We start from the raw sequence: 20370 nt of genomic DNA, 5'->3' as shown, positions 1-20370 counted from the left end.
AAGCGGCGTTACTTTGGGAAACGCCGCTCAGCAAAATTGGTTCTTTGTTATCAGCCCTACACCAATAACAAACCGCGCTGAAGTACACTGGAAGCAATGTGAGCAATGTCGTGCCTTCAAAGAAAAAAGCCTTACTTAGCGCCTTCTCCCTGAGTGCGGGTTAATAATAACAATTCTCATTTACAATGCAAGCATTTGTTGAGAATTATTTTCATTTAATTGAGTGTGGTGTTGGAACTTAGTTGTACGATTAAAGAGAACAAAGCAAAATAATGCTTCAACTCTATAGATACAAGTAATGAATGCCCTTTTACAACGAATAAAAATAAAGCCGACATTGTGTGTCGGCTTTATTCAATCAATTAACTGTATTGAGATTGCGGTGAGTTATTGTAACTTGGCAAGGTTGTTAACTTACGGACTAAGTAGTTAAGTAGCACACCATACATTGGCACAAACAGACCCAAGCTAATAATCAATTTAAAGCTGTAATCGACCAAAGCAATTTCGGTCCAGTTCGCAGCCATAAACGCATCAGGACTTTGATAAAACGCGATAGAGAAAAACGCTAGCGTATCAATCGCATTACCAAAAATAGTTGAGCAGGTTGGTGCAATCCACCACTGCTTTAATTGACGCAGACGGTTAAATACCGAAACATCCAGAATTTGGCCAAGAAGATAAGCCATAAAGCTCGCAATCGCGATACGAGCAACAAATAAATTAAACTCACCAAGATGCGCTAAGCCTTGGTACTCCCCTTGGAAAAACAGCACTGATAAAATATAGGAAATGACCAACGCGGGCATCATCACCATCAATACGGTTTTACGCGCCATAGGTGCACCTAAAATACGTACCGTTAAGTCGGTCGCTAAAAAGATAAAAGGAAAAGTAAAAGCGCCCCAAGTGGTGTGAAAACCAAATACAGTAAAAGGCAATTGAACTAAGTAGTTACTCGATGCAATCACCAATAGGTGAAACAGGACCAAGTAGCCTAAGGCCTTCTGTTTTTGTGCTGCAGAAAAAGAAGATTGAATGTTGCTCGGAATGGATGTGGCGGTTGAATAGCGATCTGTCATGCTACACCTTTTTGTCATTGGGGGAGAGGGAACCCAAACTAAATTCACTGCCTATCTCGGGATCTCACCCCCGCGCAGCGACGAAGGGAAGGATTATACTCAAGTGACTTTAAGATGCTAGATCTTATTCGCTGGCTCTTTAATCAATCTTGCTACGAAATAAACGAGCGATAAAGACTAAGTTTTCTTCACCCAAATCATCTAGCGCTTCTAACCATATGCTTTGGCTGTAATACTCCCCTTTTAGCAATAAATGGCACCCTTCAAAATCAAGTAACCAGATCTGCAAATCGGCATTGATTTCCCGTTCAAGAATACGGCAATCCAACAAAGCAGCGATCTGTTCGCCATATACAGCAAACCGATCAAAATCAAAATTGGGAATAATAAACTGTAACTTTTGCGAATAACTAAGGGTTGTGATTTGGCGAAAATTAAGCATGTTTTCTCCTTTCATCGACTCAATAGCACAAGACTTGTAACCAAGTGTTTCTTAGCGTTTCAAACCATAAGTAGACTATGGTCACCTTTTAAAAAACGTGGTCTTATACGCTCACTGCTTCAATGTCTAGGCGTCGAGTCCCGTCACGTTTAGATGAAGCAGTGGGTGATGATGAAAACTCTCACCAAATACGCAAGCTGTTTTGTAGCGAATAGAACATAACCTGTTTATGTTTTTTAACGCATTTTTGGCCGGACTTGGATAAGTTCGGCCTTTTTTTTATCCATCGAACGTTAGAATAACCCTTCTACCGCCGTAAGATGATCTTCAATCAATTCTAAGAAGACTTGACCGTACTTTTCTAACTTACGCTGCCCCACGCCATTGATTGCTAAAAACTCACCGTGAGATGTCGGCAACCGCTCAGCCATTTCCATCAAACTAACATCATTAAAGACCACATAAGGAGGAAGGTTTTCATCATCAGCGATGGCTTTACGCAATTTACGTAGTTTGGCGAACAACTTCTTATCATAATGACGTTGAGCGAGCTTATCGTGTTTTGCTGTTCGTGCCGCGGTATCTAATCGAGGCACGGCTAACATCAATTCAACTTCTCCTCGTAAAACACTGCGTGACTGCTCGGTTAGCTGCAATGTCGAGTTACGTTGAATATTTTGCACCAATAGACCGCGATGGATTAATTGACGTAGCACACTGAGCCAATACTCATGGCTAAAATCACGACCAATACCGTAAGTGGAGAGTAACTCATGACCGTGGTCGCGGATACGGTGGTTTTGCATTCCTCGTAGCACTTCGATAATGTGGTTCACCCCAAAACTTTGTTGCACTCGATACACGCACGACAATGCTTTTTGAGCCACTTCCGTTGCGTTAAATTGTTTTGGAGGATCTAAACAGATATCGCAGTTACCACAAGGTTTCTCACTGTGTTGACCAAAATAATGCAACAACACTTGGCGTCGACAGGTTTGAGCTTCGGCAAAATCCCGCATGGCATTGAGTTTATGCTCTTCGACCTCACGCGTTGCACCATCAGGCTTTTCATCAAGACAGCGCCTGAGCCAAGCCATATCTGCAGGATCATAGAGCAATACCGCCTCAGCAGGCAGGCCATCTCGCCCCGCCCGCCCTGTCTCTTGATAGTATGATTCTATATTACGGGGAATATCATGATGAATAACAAAACGGACATTGGGTTTGTTGATCCCCATACCAAACGCCACGGTGGCCACCACAATATGAATGTCATCTCGCTGAAAAGCTTCTTGCACATAGGCGCGATCATTTACGCTCATACCCGCATGATAAGCCGCCGCTCTTAGGCCATTCTCACACAGTTTTTCGCAGATCTGTTCCACCCGCTTACGGCTATTACAGTAAATAATGCCGCATTGACCGCGAACACTGGCGAGATAACTCAACAGTTGCGATAGCGGTTTGTATTTTTCGAGTAAGGTATAGCGAATATTTGGGCGATCAAAACTGCCTAAATGAATATAAGGCTGCTCAAGAGCCAAACGAGAGATAATGTCTTGTCGAGTCGTTTCATCTGCCGTTGCTGTCAATGCCATGACTGGCAACGGAGCAAACATCTGTTTAAGTTGACCTAATTCTGCGTATTCAGGGCGAAAATCGTGCCCCCACTGAGAAATACAATGTGCCTCATCCACCGCTAATAGCGCCAACTTTACCTGCTGCAATCGAGCAATAAAATCACGCATCAATACGCGCTCAGGAGAGACATAAAGCAGTTTTAGCTCACCACTCTCCAGCTGCGAAAATACTGTTTCGATTTCATCTCGCGTCAGTGCTGAATGGATACAAGCGGCTGGAATTCCGTTCGCCACCAGCTGATCAACCTGATCTTTCATCAAAGAAATCAGAGGGGAAATAACTAAAGTAAGACCATCGAGCAATAATGCAGGAATTTGATAGCAGAGCGATTTTCCGCCCCCAGTTGGCATAATGACCAAGCTATCACTGTGATTAAGGGCCGTAGTAATGATGTCTTGTTGCCCATCTCGAAACTGCTGGTAGCCAAATACATCCTCAAGCAGAGTTTGTGCTTGAGCAAGTGTAGGATGATCGCAGAGAGAAGTTTGGGTCATAACAGCACGACAATAACGAAAAAGACAAAGGCGTCATTCTATACCCAACTCACCTCAAGATGCTAGGTTCAGCCACCAAGCCCTTAATGAAACAGGGCATAAAACTATCGAGTAGGAAATACGTACCCCCATCCCAATATTTGATGAATAATCAAGCTCAAAGAGAAAGTTCTTGCTATTCTTGCTCACAACAAAGCTATCTAAACAAGGATGAAGTGATGGCAAAACTTGCGCAAAAACTATTATTGGCTCTCTCTGGACTGCTACTGAGTCATACTACAATCGCAACAGTCAGTCAGACCAGCGATCATATTGCCCCAGAACTTGGTGATGTTCGAACCCAACAACAGCAAATTACCGCGCAAAAATGGATGGTTGCCACAGCCAATAGCTATGCCAGTAAAGCTGGGGCTGAAATATTGCAGCAAGGTGGGAATGCCATTGATGCCATGGTTACTATCCAGCTGGTCTTAGGCTTAGTAGAACCTCAATCATCAGGCATTGGTGGTGGTGCTTTTTTGCTATATTGGGATCAAGAACAGCAAAAACTCACCAGCTTTGATGGTCGAGAAACCGCCCCTTTTGCTGCAACCCCCCAACTTTTTCTCGATGATAAAGGCCAACCACTGACGTTTTTTGATGCCGTGGTGGGAGGTCGCTCTGTTGCAACGCCTGGTACGGTAAAACTGCTATGGCAAACCCATCAACAATTGGGCAAATTACCGTGGAAAAGTGTAGTGCAACCGGCGATAAAACTGGCACAACAAGGTTTTATTGTTTCGCCTCGACTGGCAAATGCGATAGCCCAAAGCCAAGAGAGCTTAAACAAATTTGCCCCAACCCGCGCCTATTTCTTCCACCCTGATGGCACAGCGCGCCAAAGTGGGGAACGCCTTACTAATCCAGATTACGCAGCCACCCTCAAACAAATTGCCGAACATGGCGCTAAAGCCTTCTATCAAGGAGCCATAGCAAAAGATATTGTGGCAACCGTGCGTCAAGCTCCAACCAATCCAGGTGTGCTCAGTGTGTTGGATTTAGCGGCTTATCAGATCAAACAACGCCAGCCTATTTGCGCGCCTTATCATCAATATCAGATTTGCGGCATGGGTCCACCTAGCTCAGGAGCCTTAACCGTCGGGCAAATCATGGCGATGCTTAGCCACTACCCAATGGCAGAATTAGGTCCTAATAATATCTCCAGCTGGCGGTTATTGGCCGATGCTTCTCGTTTGGCTTTCGCCGATAGAGGCCGTTATATGGCAGACAGCGACTATGTACCTATGCCGAAACAGGGTTTATTAGCACCGCAATATATAGAAAAAAGAGCGCAACTGCTTAAGGGTGAAAAAGCCTTAGCCCATGTCGAGCCCGGACTGCCAAGTTGGCCTCAAGCTCTCAAGCAAGCCGATGACCAAGCTATTGAACTCCCCTCAACCACCCACTTTGTTATTGTCGATAAACAAAAGAATGTGGTCTCAATGACATCCACTATCGAAAATGGCTTTGGTTCTCGCTTAATGGTTCGTGGCTTTTTACTCAATAATGAACTGACTGACTTCTCTTTTCGCAGCCAAGTGGACGGCGTGCCAATTGCCAATCGTGTTGAGCCTGGTAAACGCCCACGATCCTCCATGGCACCCACGATAGTGCTAAAACAAGGCCAACCATATTTAGCAATAGGATCCCCAGGTGGTAGCCAGATCATTGGTTATGTCAGCAAAACCCTATTGGGGTATTTAAGTTGGAATTTATCACTGCAACAAGCCATTGATTTACCCAATATGAATAACCGTTTTGGTCCTTATGAATTAGAACAAAACACAGGGGCAGAACAATGGGCAGAGCCACTTAAAAAGTTAGGCTATCAGGTGCAAGTAAAAGATCTGAATTCAGGCGTTCAGGCGATTGCGCTTAAGCCCCAATCCGATGGTTCAATTCAGCTTATTGGCGCCGCAGACCCTCGCCGAGAAGGTAAAGTGATTGGACAATAATAAAAAACGCCATCTTTCATCGATGGCGTTTTACTTTTTCTGTCACATTAGATTGCGGTTAGCTTAGCGTATTGAGTGACCAACCATTTAATCCCTTGACCATTAAAGGCGACTTGAACTCGACTTTGAGGACCACTACCTTCGTAATTGATAATAGTGCCTTCACCAAAGGTTGGATGCTCCACACGCTGACCTAAACTAAAACCCGTTTGATTAAAGTTTTCATTAACTGTGGTTTGACTAAAGCGGCCAGTACTCACAGGGCGAGATACTTGCGCCTTCATCCGAACTTCATCAATAAAGTGTTCTGGGATCTCTTTTAGGAAACGAGATGGCTTATGGAAATTATCTTTACCATACAAGCGACGCATTTCTGCATGAGTTAAGTAGAGCTTTTGCATCGCACGGGTCATACCCACGTAACACAAACGTCGCTCTTCTTCTAATCGTCCCACTTCTTCTGTCGTACGTGAACTTGGGAACATCCCCTCTTCCATGCCCACCATAAAGACCAGAGGAAACTCCAGACCTTTGGCGCTGTGCATGGTCATCAGTTGCACCGCATCTTCAAAATCGTCAGCCTGACCTTCACCAGCCTCTAAAGCGGCATGAGATAAAAACGCTGCCAGATGAGTCATCTCTTGCGCTTCTTCTGGGATCTCAAACTGACGAGTTGCGGTGACCAATTCTTCTAAGTTTTCAATACGCGCTTGGGCTTTCTCACCCTTTTCTTGCTCGTACATCGCCCGAAGTCCTGAATTACGGATCACATCATCGGTTTGCTGATACAAAGCAAGCTCGGCGGTGTCATCTTCTAACGCATCTACCAATTCGATAAAACGGCGCAAAGCATTAGCTGCACGACCTGCCAATACCTGATCATCTAACAGAGCAATACTCGCTTGCCACATGGTCATACCGCGATCACGAGCAGCTAAACGAATGGTTTCCAACGTGCGATCACCAATACCACGCGTTGGGGTATTCACTACACGTTCAAAAGCCGTATCGTCATTACGGTTGCTGATCAGACGCAGATAAGACAATGCATCTTTAATTTCCTGACGCTCAAAGAATCGCATGCCACCGTAGATTCGATACGGCATACCCGCTTGAATCAACGCTTCTTCCAACACACGCGACTGGGCGTTACTACGATAAAGGAAAGCCACTTCATTAAGAGTGCCACCTTGATCGCGCCACTCTTTGATCTTACCAACAGCAAAGCGCGCTTCATCCAGTTCATTAAATGCAGAATAAAGGGAGATGCGATCGCCATCAGCACCGTCAGTCCATAGGTTTTTACCCATGCGCTCATTGTTATTGGCAATCAGTTCGTTAGCCGCTTTTAGAATATTGCCAGTTGAACGGTAGTTTTGCTCAAGGAAGATAGACTTAGCGTCATGAAACTCACGTAAGAAACGAGAGATATTCTCCACTTTGGCACCACGCCAACCATAGATAGACTGGTCATCATCGCCCACAATCATCACGTGGCAATCTGGCCCTGCCATTAAACGTAGCCACGCAAATTGAATGCTGTTGGTATCTTGGAACTCATCGACCAAAATATGCTTAAAGCGAGCCTGATAGTGCTCTCGAATGAATTTATTATCTCGAACCAATTCAAACGCACGCAGCAACAACTCAGCAAAATCGACTAAGCCGGCACGGTCACACGCTTCTTGATAAGCGGCATAAATGCGTTGCCAAGTCTGCTCTACCGGATCGTTAAAGGTTTCGATTTGATGAGGACGCAACCCTTCATCTTTTTTGCCATTGATATACCAAGCACCCTGACGAGGTGGCCACTGCTTCTCATCTAGGTTTTGCGCTTTGATCAAACGGCGCAGCAGACGAAGCTGATCGTCAGAGTCTAAGATATTGAAATCTTCAGGTAAGCGAGCATCCAGATAATGGGCACGAAGAATTCGGTGGCACAAACCGTGGAACGTGCCATTCCACATTCCAGAAGTTGAGCCTTCCATCAATTCATTAATACGACCACGCATTTCAGCAGCCGCTTTATTGGTAAATGTCACCGACATAATTGAGTACGGCGACGCTTGCTCAATGGCAATCAACCAAGCGATACGGTGAACAAGCACGCGTGTTTTACCACTACCGGCTCCTGCCAGAACGAGGTAATTACCTAACGGTGCTGCTACCGCTTCTCTTTGTTTGTCATTGAGCCCATCTAACAGGAGGGAGATATCCATAGTGAGTTACTGGTTATTTATACAAGGATTGCAATTATAACAGCTGAAAAAAAGAATGCTCCGTTATCTTTTTATCCGCTTATCACAATGCAAACTACGACTCATGTTCTAGGTTTGGCTAGACATAAGTTAAAAAACATCAGCAGCAAGTGATAAAACAATCAATAATAAACGTTAAACAAACCTCTTTTTTGGCGCAGGCTCTTTCTCACTTAATGCTTTCAATAACCGAACTCATCGTCACTAAAGGCAATAGCTCATCCAATTGGTGGATCTCAATATCTGGCTTCATGTCAGAGCTTAATGCCCTAAAATCACGTCCTTTGTCATTAAACCAACAGGTTTGAAATCCAGCTTGTTGAGCGCCCTGAACATCGCTGATTGGATGATCGCCAACATGAAGAATTTGCTCTGGTGCCACTTGCAGCGCATGTACCGCTTTATCAAATAAGTTGGAATCTGGTTTTGCGAGCCCATCGGGACCGGCACAAAATCGGTACTGAAAATACGCGCCTAAACCAATTTTATCGATATCCACATTACCATTGGTGATTGCTACCAGCGGAAAGTGTGCGCTCAATTGAGTGAGAACTTGATGGGTAAGAGGTGGGACATCAACTTGGTTGCGCACGGCAAGGACATGTTCAACTGCACGATCAGCTGCCAACGCCGCAGCCACTTCTCGATAACCTAACTGCATTAATGCCACTTTAATCGACTGATAGCGCCATAAGGTAACATCGTGCTTTAACCAAGGATCGGCTAGAGCCAAACGTTGCTTTAACTGAGGCCAGAAACCATCACGGAATAACAGAAAACGCTCATCAAACTCAGCCAACCATTGATGCATAGCTTGCTCTGCTCGAACGATAACTTCTCGATTATCATAAAGTGTATCGTCTAAGTCGAAGCTGAGCGCTTTAATCCCGTTCAGTGAATTATCTAATCGCAGTTGTTGCATGCTATTCCTATTTTATTAACACGATTTTTATCGGCGACCACGTTTGGCGCGAGGATGAGCCTCATCATAAACCTTGGCCAAATGTTGGAAATCCAAGTGAGTATAGATCTGAGTAGTTGATAGATTAGCGTGACCAAGTAACTCTTGTACTGCACGTAGATCACCACTTGATTCCAACATGTGAGTGGCAAAACTGTGACGCAATTTATGGGGATTAATATGACTTGAAACGGCCTGTTTTTGTCCCCACTCTTCCATTCGTTTTTGTACATTACGATTAGAAATTCGCATACCACGCTTGGAAACAAATAACGCCGGCTCATCACTATGGGCTAAAGTTGCTCGAACCTTTAACCAATTGCCAACCCACTCTTTTGCCAAGCCCGAAAACGGAACTATCCGCTCTTTATCCCCTTTACCAATCACCCGTAAATCACCTTTGGTCAATTGGATATCTTTTAGATTCAACCCGACCAATTCAGATAAACGTAAGCCGGCACCGTACATCAGTTCCATCATCGCACGATCTCGGATGGATAGAGGATCATCGCCCTCAACACTGAGCAGCTGATCCATCTCATCCACATCGAGGTTTTTCGGTAATGGGCGAGCTTTCTTTGGTGCTGAAACCCCTTTCGCTGGGTTAGCTTTTAAATCGCCTTGAAACACCAGGAAATCAAGAAAACTACGCAGAGCCGAAAGACGCATGCCTAAGCTACTGGCTTTTAACCCACTTCGCATGCCTTTACTGGCGATCTGACGCACCCAACCCGCATCCAATTGCTGCCACGAAGTCACTTGCATCTCAACCAACTGTTCAGCAATGGTCGAAAGCTGACGTTTGTAGTTTTGTTGAGTGTGTAAACTCAATTCACGCTCACTGCGCAAATATTCATAAAAGCGTTCTAAAGGTCGACTTAATGATGTTGGTATAACAGGGTTCGTCACAGTGCTGCCTCATCCAACCATAATGCAAGTTGCGAACTCATCACGATGGCTAATTGTTGTAAAAAGAGCGTATCCATCGCAGGGTGAAAATGGCCGCCTTCGGTACTGGAAAAACCCAGAACTCCAAGCGTCTGATGCTGCTTTAATGGCAATAATGCAAAAGAGCCTAAATCTGGCGGTTGACTGAAAAAGAGTGCGGCTTGCCCATGACGAAGTCGCCCAAGATAGATATTTTGCTGCGGCATAAATGAGCGTTGAAACTGAGTAAAAGACTCTCGCGAAAGCCAAGCTACATCACTATTAATCTCTTTCAGTAGCGGTTTTGCTGCTTCAGGTTCCGCCAATAACCGAATACTGATATTCAATTGATACTGCTGAGCAAATTGCTCCATTAAAGGCATCACTTGCTGCAGACAACGAGCTTGCATCAACTTGGCTTGTAGTGAAGAAAACTGCTGAAACAATTGATCATTTCGTTTTGCTTGATCGGTTAATTGCTCTAATTGCTCTTGCAGTTGTGTCACTTGGCCGCGTAATTTTTCTAGCTGAATATCCACCAACGATATGGCGCCACGCTCATCATGGTGGACTCGGATCTGGGACAATAGCTCTGGGTGTCGAGCAAAGAAATCTGGCTCTTTACGCAGATAAGAAGCGACTTGCTCGGCACTTAATTCATCACAACTTGCTTGCTCTGCCAGTGATGACGAAGCATTCATAGCAGCACCTGCCCATCAAATACATGAGCCACAGGTCCTGTCATAAAGAGATTTGAGCCATTACCGTTCCAGCGAATACGCAAATCACCACCTGGTAGCGAAACCGTCACTTCTTCATCAAGCAAGCCCTGTTGACGACCGATTGCCACTGCCGCACAGGCACCACTGCCACACGCTTGGGTTTCACCAGCACCACGCTCATAGACGCGCAACTTTACTTCACTGCGAGAAATTACCTGCATAAATCCCACATTTACCCGTTCAGGAAAACGCTCATGAGACTCAAGCAGCGGACCTAATGTTTCGACATCAGCGGTAAGAACATCATCGACAACAGTCACACAATGAGGGTTGCCCATACTGGCAGCACCACAAAATACGGTTTGATCGCCAGCGCGTAAAATATAAGTTTTTTCGGCTTGGTTAGCACGAAATGGAATCTTAGCCGGATCAAAAATTGGCACACCCATATTGACCGTAACCTGATCGTCATTTTCCAATTTCAGTAACATCTTTCCAGCCTTAGTACTGACTGAAATATGGTACTTATTGGTTAACCCTTTCATTGAAACAAAACGAGCAAAACAGCGAGCACCATTGCCACACTGCTCAACTTCACTGCCATCGGCGTTAAAAATACGATAATGAAAATCGGTTTCCGGATCGTAAGGTGGCTCAACAATCAAAAGTTGGTCAAAGCCGATGCCACGATGGCGATCAGCTAAACGCCGCACCATATCAGGAGAAAAAAACACATTCTGGGTGACGGCATCGACCACCATAAAGTCATTACCTAGTCCATGCATTTTGGAGAAATTAATCTGCATGACATTCCTTATTCTGGTAGCAGGCTTTCACCCTGCCACAACTGTTGTAGTGTTTCACGTTGACGGACTAAATAGCTCTGCTCACCATCGACCATGACTTCTGCGGCACGGGCGCGAGTATTGTAGTTTGAGGCCATAACAAAGCCATAAGCTCCAGCTGAGCGCACCGCTAAAAGATCATTGGGCTCTAGCGCAAGTTGACGATCTCGACCGATAAAGTCACCCGTCTCACAAATTGGTCCAACAATATCGTAAGTCTGCATCTCACCTTGACGAGGAGAGACAGGAATGATGGCCTGCCAAGCTGAATAAAGTGTCGGACGAATCAGATCATTCATCGCAGCATCAACAATGGCAAAGTTTTTATATTCCGTATGTTTTAGATACTCAACCCGAGTTAGCAAAATACCGGCATTAGCGGCAATGGCACGACCAGGCTCAAAAATCAGCTCCAATTCTGGATACTGGTTTAAACGTTCCAATAACGCGATAGCATAATCTGATGGCTCAGGAGGTTGTTCTTGATCATAAGTCACCCCAAGTCCGCCACCAACATCAAGATGAGCGATAGTAATACCTTCGTCGGCTAACGTATCTATTAAGCTTAGCAGGCGATCAACAGCATCAATAAATGGGGTAATTTCGGTAAGTTGCGAACCAATATGACAATCCATCCCCACCACATTAAGGTTTGGCAAACGGTGGGCTAAGCGATATACATCTAATGCTCGCTCAAAAGTGATACCAAATTTATTATCACGTAGGCCGGTTGAAATATAAGGGTGAGTTTTCGCATCCACATCTGGATTAATACGTAGTGAAATAGGCGCAATCACACCTAACTCTGCCGCCACCTGATTTAATCGTTCAAGTTCTGGCTCAGATTCCACATTGAAACATTTTATCCCAAGAGATAAAGCGCGCGTCATCTCTGCCACCGTTTTACCCACACCAGAAAACACCACTTTACTTGGGTCACCACCTGCGGCAATTACACGCTCAAGCTCCCCTAACGAAACGATATCAAAGCCCGAGCCCAGTTTTGCCAACACATTTAAGACCGCCAAATTTGAATTGGCTTTTACCGCATAGCAGATTAAATGAGGGTGAGAAGCAACGGCACGATCGAACGCCTGCCAATGACGCTCTAACGTTGCGCGAGAGTAAACATAAAGCGGGGTACCGTACTGCGCAGCCAATGATTGTGCCGAAACTTGCTCGGCCCACAATTGGCCATCTTGCTGATAATTAAAATAATCCAATGTGTTTCTTCCCTGTTAATATAAGCCTATTCAATACCGTTATTGAGCTTGAGACTGGTCCGGTTGATCTTTTGGCATATACAGCGCGCCACTTTGACCACACCCAGTAAGTGCCAAGATTGTGAAGATGAAAATTGCTACTAAACCTTTACGCATTTTTTATAAAGCCGTGATTATCCTGTCAATGCCCTTTATAATCTCACTCAGAGCAGGAAAAGCAATAGGATAGCGTGGGATGAACGATACAGAATACCATCAATTGGCTGAACAAGCCTTTATGGCAATTGAAGAAGGCGTTGAAGAATCAGGGGTAGATATTGAACCTGAAATCACAGGTAACGTATTAACTCTTGAGTTTGAAAATCGCAGTCAGATTGTTATTAACCGCCAAGAACCGCTGCACGAACTGTGGCTAGCTTCAAAATCAGGGGGTTATCACTTCCAATACCAAGATGGTCAATGGCGCTGCACTCGCAGTGGTGATGAGTTCTTCGATGTAGTCAAACGTGAATGTTCACTACATGCTGGCGAATCGGTTGATTGGTAAATCCCAATCTCTTTTTGCCTCACGATCAAAAAAGCCTTCACAAATTGAAGGCTTTTTTATCTATGCTACAAAATTAACGAGGCGAATAATTAGCAATATTTGGCAGCGTATTGTTATTACCCGTTTGCGGGCGACGCTGCATTTGCTGACCACTTTTATAAGGTAACACTTGTACCCCTTTCTCGTTATGGACGATGTCGTAGAACTGCGGCAAATTAAAGTTGATGAAATTCGCGCTGTAACTAAAGCGGTCTTGTGCTGAAGTATAAAAACGGTTTACCCCATGTACCAATTCATCTTTGTCACCACCACACTGACGATAGACTTCAATGCGGTTGGTTTCATCTAAAATATAGATATTGAAACCATCATCACAATCTTCAAAGAAGAACTGAATTAGACCTTCACTGGCATAAGCATCAACAATTTCAGGTGGATGAGGCTCTTCTCCCATTTCCACCACAGTATTTGCTGAACCAATCAGCTTGTTTGCAGAAATACTGCGATAAAAGTCGATGGAATTTTCCAGCTTCTGAACCGAAACGCCACGACGTTCAAAAAACAGACCATACATCTGGTTGCCAATACGAATGGCTTTAAAACGGCGACGTTTCTCTTGTTCTACAGGTTTTAAGCGCATTTCAATACACTCAGCCACCAACTGGTACACTAAGTTTCGAATCAAACCACGCATATGCTTGCTGTAACAAAAAACATCAACCAACTCTGGCGGTATGGCATCTTGGTGCATCTTACCCAAAATGGTTTTCAGTGCATCCAACATCGCACTCTCACCTTTAAAGTTCAAAGTACGAACTTCATTCCATGAGTTACGATAGACCAGATCCACACTCCCCACTAAGCAGTGTTGCTCTGGGCCATAGCTAAAGATGTCGGTATTTTTAAAGTCAAAACGAACCGATGAGCGATTTTTTAATTCAGTGGTTGGGTCTTGTTCTAAGTTAATAAAGATACCCAACTGGCGAATTTCACACGGACTCGATAGCGCCTGCAAGCTTGGTTGTGGTCGACGTATGGTGAACGTATTGCGAATATCACTCACCAACTGATACAGCTTATCAATGTCCATATCACTGTCACGAACCACAGTATGTAGACATGTCGACTCAGTTAATAAGCCATTAAAATAAGCCCACGCCACCAACTTAGAGAGATAACGGTTATGCTCAAGAGCCGGCTGACCCAAGATAGCATACGGCTCTAATGGCTGCTTATACAGATACCAACCTGCGGTATTTGTCCGGCCCGCAGGTACCTGAATTAATGTCAGATCTTGCTCATGCAAATCGGGGGATATCTGAGGGTTAAGCAGAGTCACTTTGCCCGGTAGCACCTCGAATGCCGCATAAAGTTTACGCGCTAAGATACTGATATCTTCGGGGCTTATCGCCGATGTAATATTATTGCGGCGCGCAAATCGAATCAGGTTACGGTAGCTCAACATTAACGCATCAAGCAGTTCGTTATGAGCTTGTTTAACCTGATTTACTTTCCAGTTACGGCGATTATCGAGCGCCCACAGATCGGCTGGAGTCCACTGCCACTGCTCGGTTAGTTGCTCCAGCACACGACGACGCCAAGCCACTGACCCCAATGCTGGTGTTCGAGTTAGCTTCTCGTGTGTTTTGAGATAAAAACAGCGACGAACCAAATCCAAGCGACGATGATCATCAATTCGCACGAGATAACGCGTCACTTTTTCTAGCATTAAATAGTACGCGTCCATACAGTATTCAGTACGATCTTCGGCAAAGAAACGACGCTTACCATCTAAGCTCAATAATTGAGTGTGTGGATACTCCCAAGAATACGCTTCCAATAAAATCGCTTTTAACACCGACTTATAAGGAGAATCGATACTCTTATAAAGTTGCCACAGACTTGAGCCAAAATACTCTTCAGCAGGAATACGACTGACCCCGCCAAAATCGACCCACTCACTACGACAAATATGACCTTGCTGTTCAAGGTAATCGACATATTGGTCGTAACACTCTTCCATCTCAGGCGGCACCATAAACCAAAGCAACGGTAAACCGGCCAAACAAACGGCTGAACGGTAGAACTCATCCAACAACAACAAGTGCTGGCTAGAACCACAGTTTTCTCCGGTCATCTCTTCTGAGAAATTGTGACGGAAGCGATTTTCATCAATTAAGAAAAAGTTCGCTTCAACCCCTTGGCTCATTGCCCACTCTGAAACCAAGGAACATTTACTGTCTAAGATTTGGCGCAACTCAGATGACAGATCGGCACGAATGCAGACCCAAATATCTAAATCGCTGGTAAGGCTTTGACCGATCGATGCAGTACTGCCCATCGCATATAAGCCAGTAATCGGACAAAGATCATCAGCAATGTTAAGAGGTGCGACGGCTTTGTCTGCAGTCAAACCACAGTCATCAACAAACTGCTGTTGAGTATGAGAAAGTGAGAAACCAGCAATCCCCTGCGGTACCTCATCGTCGAGGTATCCAGGTAAAGCCGGATGATTGATATGAAGTAAGACTGGTAGAAGGTCAAAAACCTGTACTGATTGCGCATCCATCGCAATGCGTGCACGTTCAATACGCAGTTGATTAAACGACTCTAATCTACTCTTTAACGTCTTGATATAATTATGCAAATTACTCTTCCAAGAGCTGCCAGCGTTAAGCGGCCCAAATCTTGTCATTAATATGGCAGCCTGTGTGCTACCCGTGAGCAAAAACGTGATCAATTTAACAGTTTTTGTATTACCCGTAAAGTTAATGACGCTATATGACTCAGCTTTTCAGCACTCATGAGCCATCTTCAGATTTTGAAAATTTCCCTATTAAATAAGTATGAATCTGATAACTCAACAGTAGCCATTCTCTAAGCCGTTGATCGCTCGCAGCAACTGTGATGTTATTCACAAAAATCTCAATAATAATACGACGAACATCAGGGAAATAACAGGACAACAACAAGTTCATGACCCAGATAGGCAATGAGTGGTAGGATTAGTCTACATTCATTTAAGTACTGTCAGTTAATAGGTCCTTTTACTATGTCCCATACCCCTATTCGCATTGCCACTCGTAAGAGTCCACTAGCAATGTGGCAAGCAGAATTTGTCAAAGCAGAACTGGAAAAAGCGCATCCTGGCTTGGTCGTAGAGCTAGTTCCTATGGTCACCAAAGGTGATGTTATTTTAGATACGCCATTGGCAAAAGTAGGTGGTAAAGGGCTGTTTGTAAAAGAACTCGAAGTGGCTATGCTAGAAGGCCGCGCCGATATCGCCGTTCACTCAATGAAAGATGTTCCCGTTGAGTTTCCACAAGGTCTTGGGCTTGTCACTATTTGTGAACGTGAAGACCCTCGCGATGCCTTTGTTTCCAACCGCTACAACTCACTAGAAGAGCTACCTCAAGGATCAATTGTTGGTACTTCAAGCCTTCGCCGTCAATGTCAACTACGCTCACAACGTCCAGATCTGATTGTTAAAGATCTGCGTGGTAACGTAAATACTCGCCTCCGCAAACTCGATGATGGCGAATACGATGCAATTATTTTGGCGTGTGCGGGTTTAAAGCGTCTTAAAATGGACGACCGCATTCGTGCAGCAATTGCACCTGAAACTAGCTTACCCGCTGTGGGCCAAGGTGCAGTCGGCATTGAGTGTCGTTTAGATGATACTCGCGTTCGAGATCTACTTGCGGCTCTAAACCACCAAGAAACCGCGACTCGAGTGTTATGTGAGCGTGCTATGAATAACCGCCTTCAAGGTGGCTGCCAGGTGCCAATTGGTAGCTATGCTGAGTTGCAAGGCGATCAAATTTGGCTACGAGCACTTGTTGGTGAACCTGATGGTAGCCAAATTGTCCGTGGTGAAATTAGCGGTTCTGCCAACGATGCAGAAGCTTTAGGTACTCAACTAGCAGAACAATTGCTAGCCGATGGCGCAAAACCTATTCTTGAGCGCCTATATCAAGAACACTAATGACCATTTTAGTAACTCGGCCTAGCCCTGATGGCGAACAGTTAGCTCACCAGCTTTGTGCGGTGGGCTTAACCGCAATTCATCAACCATTACTGGCTATTACGTCAGGAGATGAAGTAGATCTACTCATTTCTCAACTAAATTGGCTAAAATCTGATGATTTTCTGATTGCAGTCAGTGATCATGCAGTCAAATTAGCGCACAATTATTTACAGTCACAAGGTGCGAGCTGGCCAAAAAACGTGCATTATATGGCCGTTGGTCATAAAACCGCCGCAACTTTAGCAAAAGTTACCGGTCAAAGCGTTTTAATGCCGCAACACCGTTGTGATAGTGAAGGGCTCTTAGCACTCCCAGAGTTGCAACAGATTCACCATCGTCGAGTACTGATTCTACGCGGCAATGGCGGTCGAGAGCTGATTCGTCAAGAGCTAATCGCTCGCCATGCTGAAGTTCACTATTGTGAAACCTATCAGCGTTGCTGGCTGCCATTAGATGGCACAACATTGGCAGACTCTTGGCTGCAACAACAGGTCGATAAATTGGTGGTTACCAGCGGTGAACAACTTGCTTTTCTCCACCAACTCGTACCGCAACATAATCACGCTTGGTTTCTCAATTGCCATCTTTTCGTACCAAGCCAACGTATCGCCGACCAAGCTTCACAACTTGGTTTTACACATATTTCCACCGTGGGTAGTGCCTCAAATCAAGCACTCTTCACGTTCCTAAGCAATATGAGCACGATGGGATAATCGGATGACTGAAAAAAAAATAACCAATGACAGCGCTGCAGAGAAGCAACAAGCACCATCCGGTGCAAAAGCTCAACCGACGAAAGCTGCAAAGGACACTGCACCAAAAGCACCTAAACCGGCACCACAACAAAAAAGTGGTGGCAGCAAAACCGGTCTGATTGCTATCGCGCTTGTCATTGCTCTAGGTGGCGGCCTGTATTATCACGGCCACCAGCAAAGCCTCGCTCAAGAAGCTCAAATTACTGCGCTACAAAATCAGTTAAGTGGCTTGAAAAATTCACTAGCAAGTAACGAACAAAGTGTTCTGAGTAAAGTAAATACGACTCTAACAAGCACTGAAGTTGCGCTAAACCAACAAGAGAAATCCATTTCTAGCCTACAGATGGCTCTGGCTGAAATGAAAGGTCGCAGTCCAAACGACTGGCTATTGGCTGAAGCCGATTACCTAACCAAAATGGCAGGTCGTAAATTGTGGCTAGAGCACGATGTTAATAGTGCAACTGTGCTACTAGAAGCGGCAGATCACCGTATTGCAGAGCTAAACGATCCGAGCCTTAAAGATCTACGTTTAGCACTAAACAACGATATCACCTCACTTAAAGCAGTAGCCCGTGTTGATCGTGATGGTTTGGTATTACGCTTAACGAGTCTTGAGCAACACGTTGATTCCCTGCCTCTTGCTAACGCTTTAATGCCAAAAGCACTTGAGCAAAAAGCACAAACCGTTTCTCAGTCAGTCAATGACTGGAAAGCGAACTTAATGACTTCGCTAGAAAACTTCAGCGATCACTTCATTACCTATCGTAAGCGTGACGGTAATGTTGTTCCACTACTATCGCCACAACAAGATTTCTACCTACAAGAGAACATTAAGAACAAGCTAGAAACTGCCATTCGTGCGGTTTACCGCGAACAAGGTGAAGTGTACAAACAGTCACTGATTACAGCGCAAAAATGGGCTGAACAGTACTACGACATGTCATCACCTGCGGTACAAAGCTTTGTCAAAACACTTGAGCAGCTAGAGAACCAAAATATTGAAGCGGTATATCCTAAGCAGCTTAAAGCACAAGCGATCTTAACTAACATCATTAGTGAGCGCTTACGTAGCCAAGTGAAGAGCCTAGCGACTGAAGAGAGCAAAGCAGAAGCGGTAAAACCAGCAGTTTCTGAAGTAAAAGCAGCACCAAAAACTGAAGCTAAAGTAGAGACTGAAGTTAAAACTGAAGCAACAGAAACACAGAGTGCACCTCAAGTAGTATCACAGGAGAATCAAGCATGATAAAACTGCTCCTCCTAATTGCAGCCTTAATTGCAGGTATTGTTGTCGGCCCAGACCTGGCAGGTAGCCAAGGTTATGTACTGATCTCATTTGCCGAGCAAACCATTGAGATGAGCCTAACCACTCTGGTTATCTTAATTGTTGCTCTGCTTGCCCTATTCTTTGTTGTTGAATTTATCCTTCGTGGTCTATTTTCCATGGGTAGCTCAACTCGTGGTTGGTTCAGCCAGCGTAAAGCACGTAAAGCACGAACTCTTACTGCAGATGGCTTAGTAAAAGTTATCGAAGGTGATTGGAAGCAAGCAGAGAAATTAGTAACAAAAGCGGCAAAAAACAGTGATGCGCCTGTTTTGAACTACTTAGCTGCAGCAGAAGCGTCACAAGAGCTGGGTAATACCGATCAACGTGATGAGTACCTAAAGCGCGCTGCTGAGTGTGACGGTCAAAACCTAGCGGTGGGTTTAGTTCGAGCGAAACTGCAAATTCGCCAGCAACAATATGAGCAAGCTCTAGCGACTCTTCAAGAAATTAAGCGTGATAATGGTCGAAATCTGATTGTGCTGAACCTACTTAAAGAGTGCTATATCCAACTAGAAGATTGGAAAGCGCTACTTGAGATTCTGCCTCAACTTGAAAAAGATGGCGTTATCACCACAGAGACCAAAAACCAGCTTGAACTTGATGCTCAGCGCGGCCTAATGGCACAGATTGCAAAACAGTCTGGAAGCGATGGCTTGATGAGCCACTGGAATGGCCTAAATCGTAAGCTAAAACAGCAATCCGTTTTAGTCGCCGCTTTTGTTGAGCAAATGATTAACTGCAATGCAGATAACGATGCTTACACTGTGCTTCGCGAATACTTGAAGAAGACATCTGATGACACTTTGATTAACTTAGTACCTAAGTTAAAGCTATCAGATAACCATCCTGCAATTGTTCGCCTGCAAGATTTACTTCGCCATGATAGCCGTAATGCAGCAACTCACAGTGCATTAGGCCAAATGTTCGCTGCTGATGGTAAGTGGCAAGAAGCAAAAGAGCACTTCACTCAAGCCGTGGCGTTGCGTCCAGATGTTTCTGATTACGCACACCTAGTACAAGCATTAGAAAATCTTGATGATAGCCAAGCTGCAGCACAGGCATCTCGCCAAGCATTAAATTTGGCACTTCCAGCCAAAATTTAACATTTACCACCAAGATTTAAATGAG

17 protein-coding genes are annotated in these 20370 nt (G+C 44.7%); 6 read left to right on the top strand and 11 right to left on the bottom strand.

All coding sequences use genetic code 11. From position 1 onward, the window contains the following. Positions 1 to 362 precede the first annotated feature (362 nt). From WAX86_RS00770 to recQ, 3 genes are all read right to left on the bottom strand, one after another. The gene (locus WAX86_RS00770) at positions 363 to 1082 is read right to left on the bottom strand and encodes a 7-cyano-7-deazaguanine/7-aminomethyl-7-deazaguanine transporter (RefSeq protein WP_005302004.1); all 720 of its coding nucleotides are present in this window, start codon (positions 1080 to 1082) and stop codon (positions 363 to 365) included. 139 nt (positions 1083 to 1221) lie between these two features. After that, complete coding sequence (locus WAX86_RS00765) at positions 1222 to 1524, bottom strand: DUF3630 family protein (protein ID WP_044178985.1); 303 nt, start codon at positions 1522 to 1524, stop codon at positions 1222 to 1224. 293 nt (positions 1525 to 1817) lie between these two features. Further along, entirely contained in the window at positions 1818 to 3659 is a 1842-nt protein-coding gene (gene recQ / locus WAX86_RS00760) for an ATP-dependent DNA helicase RecQ (protein WP_237029588.1), read from the bottom strand. A 218-nt stretch (positions 3660 to 3877) separates the two neighbouring features. Here recQ and ggt point away from each other — a divergent pair, with 218 nt between their 5' ends. Further along, positions 3878 to 5653 carry a gamma-glutamyltransferase gene (ggt, locus tag WAX86_RS00755; protein ID WP_237033223.1) on the top strand — a complete coding sequence of 592 codons (1776 nt, stop codon included), beginning with the start codon at positions 3878 to 3880 and terminating at the stop codon, positions 5651 to 5653. Between the two features lie 47 nt (positions 5654 to 5700). Here the strand turns inward: ggt and uvrD are convergent, their stop codons facing one another. From uvrD to WAX86_RS00720, 7 genes are all read right to left on the bottom strand, one after another. Continuing rightward, positions 5701 to 7872 carry a DNA helicase II gene (gene uvrD, locus WAX86_RS00750; protein ID WP_069530719.1) on the bottom strand — a complete coding sequence of 724 codons (2172 nt, stop codon included), beginning with the start codon at positions 7870 to 7872 and terminating at the stop codon, positions 5701 to 5703. A gap of 208 nt (positions 7873 to 8080) precedes the next feature. Further along, positions 8081 to 8824: an HAD-IA family hydrolase gene (locus WAX86_RS00745; RefSeq protein ID WP_376788111.1), complete on the bottom strand. Its 744-nt coding sequence runs from the start codon at positions 8822 to 8824 to the stop codon at positions 8081 to 8083. A gap of 36 nt (positions 8825 to 8860) precedes the next feature. Beyond that, positions 8861 to 9781: a tyrosine recombinase XerC gene (gene xerC, locus WAX86_RS00740; RefSeq protein WP_005302019.1), complete on the bottom strand. Its 921-nt coding sequence runs from the start codon at positions 9779 to 9781 to the stop codon at positions 8861 to 8863. After that, the gene (locus WAX86_RS00735; RefSeq protein ID WP_106339966.1) at positions 9778 to 10500 is read right to left on the bottom strand and encodes a DUF484 family protein; all 723 of its coding nucleotides are present in this window, start codon (positions 10498 to 10500) and stop codon (positions 9778 to 9780) included. The genes xerC and WAX86_RS00735 overlap by 4 nt, the downstream gene beginning before the upstream one ends. Beyond that, positions 10497 to 11327 (bottom strand): diaminopimelate epimerase, encoded by an 831-nt coding sequence (gene dapF, locus WAX86_RS00730; RefSeq protein ID WP_005302025.1) that lies wholly within the window; start codon positions 11325 to 11327, stop codon positions 10497 to 10499. The genes WAX86_RS00735 and dapF overlap by 4 nt, the downstream gene beginning before the upstream one ends. Before the next feature lie 8 nt (positions 11328 to 11335). Next, positions 11336 to 12589 (bottom strand): diaminopimelate decarboxylase, encoded by a 1254-nt coding sequence (gene lysA, locus WAX86_RS00725; protein WP_065170727.1) that lies wholly within the window; start codon positions 12587 to 12589, stop codon positions 11336 to 11338. A 39-nt stretch (positions 12590 to 12628) separates the two neighbouring features. Next, the gene (locus WAX86_RS00720) at positions 12629 to 12745 is read right to left on the bottom strand and encodes a lipoprotein (protein ID WP_005302030.1); all 117 of its coding nucleotides are present in this window, start codon (positions 12743 to 12745) and stop codon (positions 12629 to 12631) included. Positions 12746 to 12824: 79 nt separating this feature from the next. Here WAX86_RS00720 and cyaY point away from each other — a divergent pair, with 79 nt between their 5' ends. Then, positions 12825 to 13136: an iron donor protein CyaY gene (gene cyaY, locus WAX86_RS00715; protein WP_005302033.1), complete on the top strand. Its 312-nt coding sequence runs from the start codon at positions 12825 to 12827 to the stop codon at positions 13134 to 13136. Positions 13137 to 13209: 73 nt separating this feature from the next. Here the strand turns inward: cyaY and WAX86_RS00710 are convergent, their stop codons facing one another. Then, positions 13210 to 15831 (bottom strand): class I adenylate cyclase, encoded by a 2622-nt coding sequence (locus tag WAX86_RS00710; protein ID WP_065170728.1) that lies wholly within the window; start codon positions 15829 to 15831, stop codon positions 13210 to 13212. Positions 15832 to 16188: 357 nt separating this feature from the next. Here WAX86_RS00710 and hemC point away from each other — a divergent pair, with 357 nt between their 5' ends. Genes hemC through WAX86_RS00690 form a run of 4 tightly spaced genes read left to right on the top strand, consistent with a single transcriptional unit; the run spans position 16189 to position 20345 of the window. Beyond that, complete coding sequence (hemC, locus tag WAX86_RS00705) at positions 16189 to 17121, top strand: hydroxymethylbilane synthase (RefSeq protein WP_036764578.1); 933 nt, start codon at positions 16189 to 16191, stop codon at positions 17119 to 17121. Continuing rightward, positions 17121 to 17876, top strand: coding sequence for a uroporphyrinogen-III synthase (locus tag WAX86_RS00700; protein ID WP_065170729.1), 756 nt, complete (start codon positions 17121 to 17123; stop codon positions 17874 to 17876). The genes hemC and WAX86_RS00700 overlap by 1 nt, the downstream gene beginning before the upstream one ends. Positions 17877 to 17880: 4 nt before the next feature. Continuing rightward, positions 17881 to 19161: a uroporphyrinogen-III C-methyltransferase gene (hemX, locus tag WAX86_RS00695; RefSeq protein WP_044178955.1), complete on the top strand. Its 1281-nt coding sequence runs from the start codon at positions 17881 to 17883 to the stop codon at positions 19159 to 19161. Then, positions 19158 to 20345 (top strand): heme biosynthesis protein HemY, encoded by a 1188-nt coding sequence (locus WAX86_RS00690; RefSeq protein WP_065170730.1) that lies wholly within the window; start codon positions 19158 to 19160, stop codon positions 20343 to 20345. Before hemX ends, WAX86_RS00690 begins: the two co-directional genes overlap by 4 nt. Positions 20346 to 20370: the final 25 nt, after the last annotated feature.

It is taken from the genome of Photobacterium damselae subsp. damselae, from assembly GCF_038086725.1.
GTDB classification, from domain to species: Bacteria; Pseudomonadota; Gammaproteobacteria; order Enterobacterales; family Vibrionaceae; genus Photobacterium; species Photobacterium damselae.
This window is presented reverse-complemented; position numbering and strand designations above follow the sequence as displayed.

Excerpts from the sequence above, each read along its gene's own strand:
- hemC (WP_036764578.1), top strand. The coding sequence starts at position 16,189 with ATGTCCCATACCCCTATTCGCATTGCCACTCGTAAGAGTCCACTAGCA.
- WAX86_RS00735 (WP_106339966.1), bottom strand. The coding sequence starts at position 10,500 with ATGAATGCTTCGTCATCACTGGCAGAGCAAGCAAGTTGTGATGAATTA.
- WAX86_RS00690 (WP_065170730.1), top strand. The coding sequence starts at position 19,158 with ATGATAAAACTGCTCCTCCTAATTGCAGCCTTAATTGCAGGTATTGTT.
- WAX86_RS00720 (WP_005302030.1), bottom strand. The coding sequence starts at position 12,745 with ATGCGTAAAGGTTTAGTAGCAATTTTCATCTTCACAATCTTGGCACTT.
- dapF (WP_005302025.1), bottom strand. The coding sequence starts at position 11,327 with ATGCAGATTAATTTCTCCAAAATGCATGGACTAGGTAATGACTTTATG.
- WAX86_RS00700 (WP_065170729.1), top strand. The coding sequence starts at position 17,121 with ATGACCATTTTAGTAACTCGGCCTAGCCCTGATGGCGAACAGTTAGCT.
- WAX86_RS00770 (WP_005302004.1), bottom strand. The coding sequence starts at position 1,082 with ATGACAGATCGCTATTCAACCGCCACATCCATTCCGAGCAACATTCAA.
- recQ (WP_237029588.1), bottom strand. The coding sequence starts at position 3,659 with ATGACCCAAACTTCTCTCTGCGATCATCCTACACTTGCTCAAGCACAA.
- uvrD (WP_069530719.1), bottom strand. The coding sequence starts at position 7,872 with ATGGATATCTCCCTCCTGTTAGATGGGCTCAATGACAAACAAAGAGAA.
- hemX (WP_044178955.1), top strand. The coding sequence starts at position 17,881 with ATGACTGAAAAAAAAATAACCAATGACAGCGCTGCAGAGAAGCAACAA.
- ggt (WP_237033223.1), top strand. The coding sequence starts at position 3,878 with ATGGCAAAACTTGCGCAAAAACTATTATTGGCTCTCTCTGGACTGCTA.
- WAX86_RS00710 (WP_065170728.1), bottom strand. The coding sequence starts at position 15,831 with ATGACAAGATTTGGGCCGCTTAACGCTGGCAGCTCTTGGAAGAGTAAT.
- cyaY (WP_005302033.1), top strand. The coding sequence starts at position 12,825 with ATGAACGATACAGAATACCATCAATTGGCTGAACAAGCCTTTATGGCA.
- WAX86_RS00765 (WP_044178985.1), bottom strand. The coding sequence starts at position 1,524 with ATGCTTAATTTTCGCCAAATCACAACCCTTAGTTATTCGCAAAAGTTA.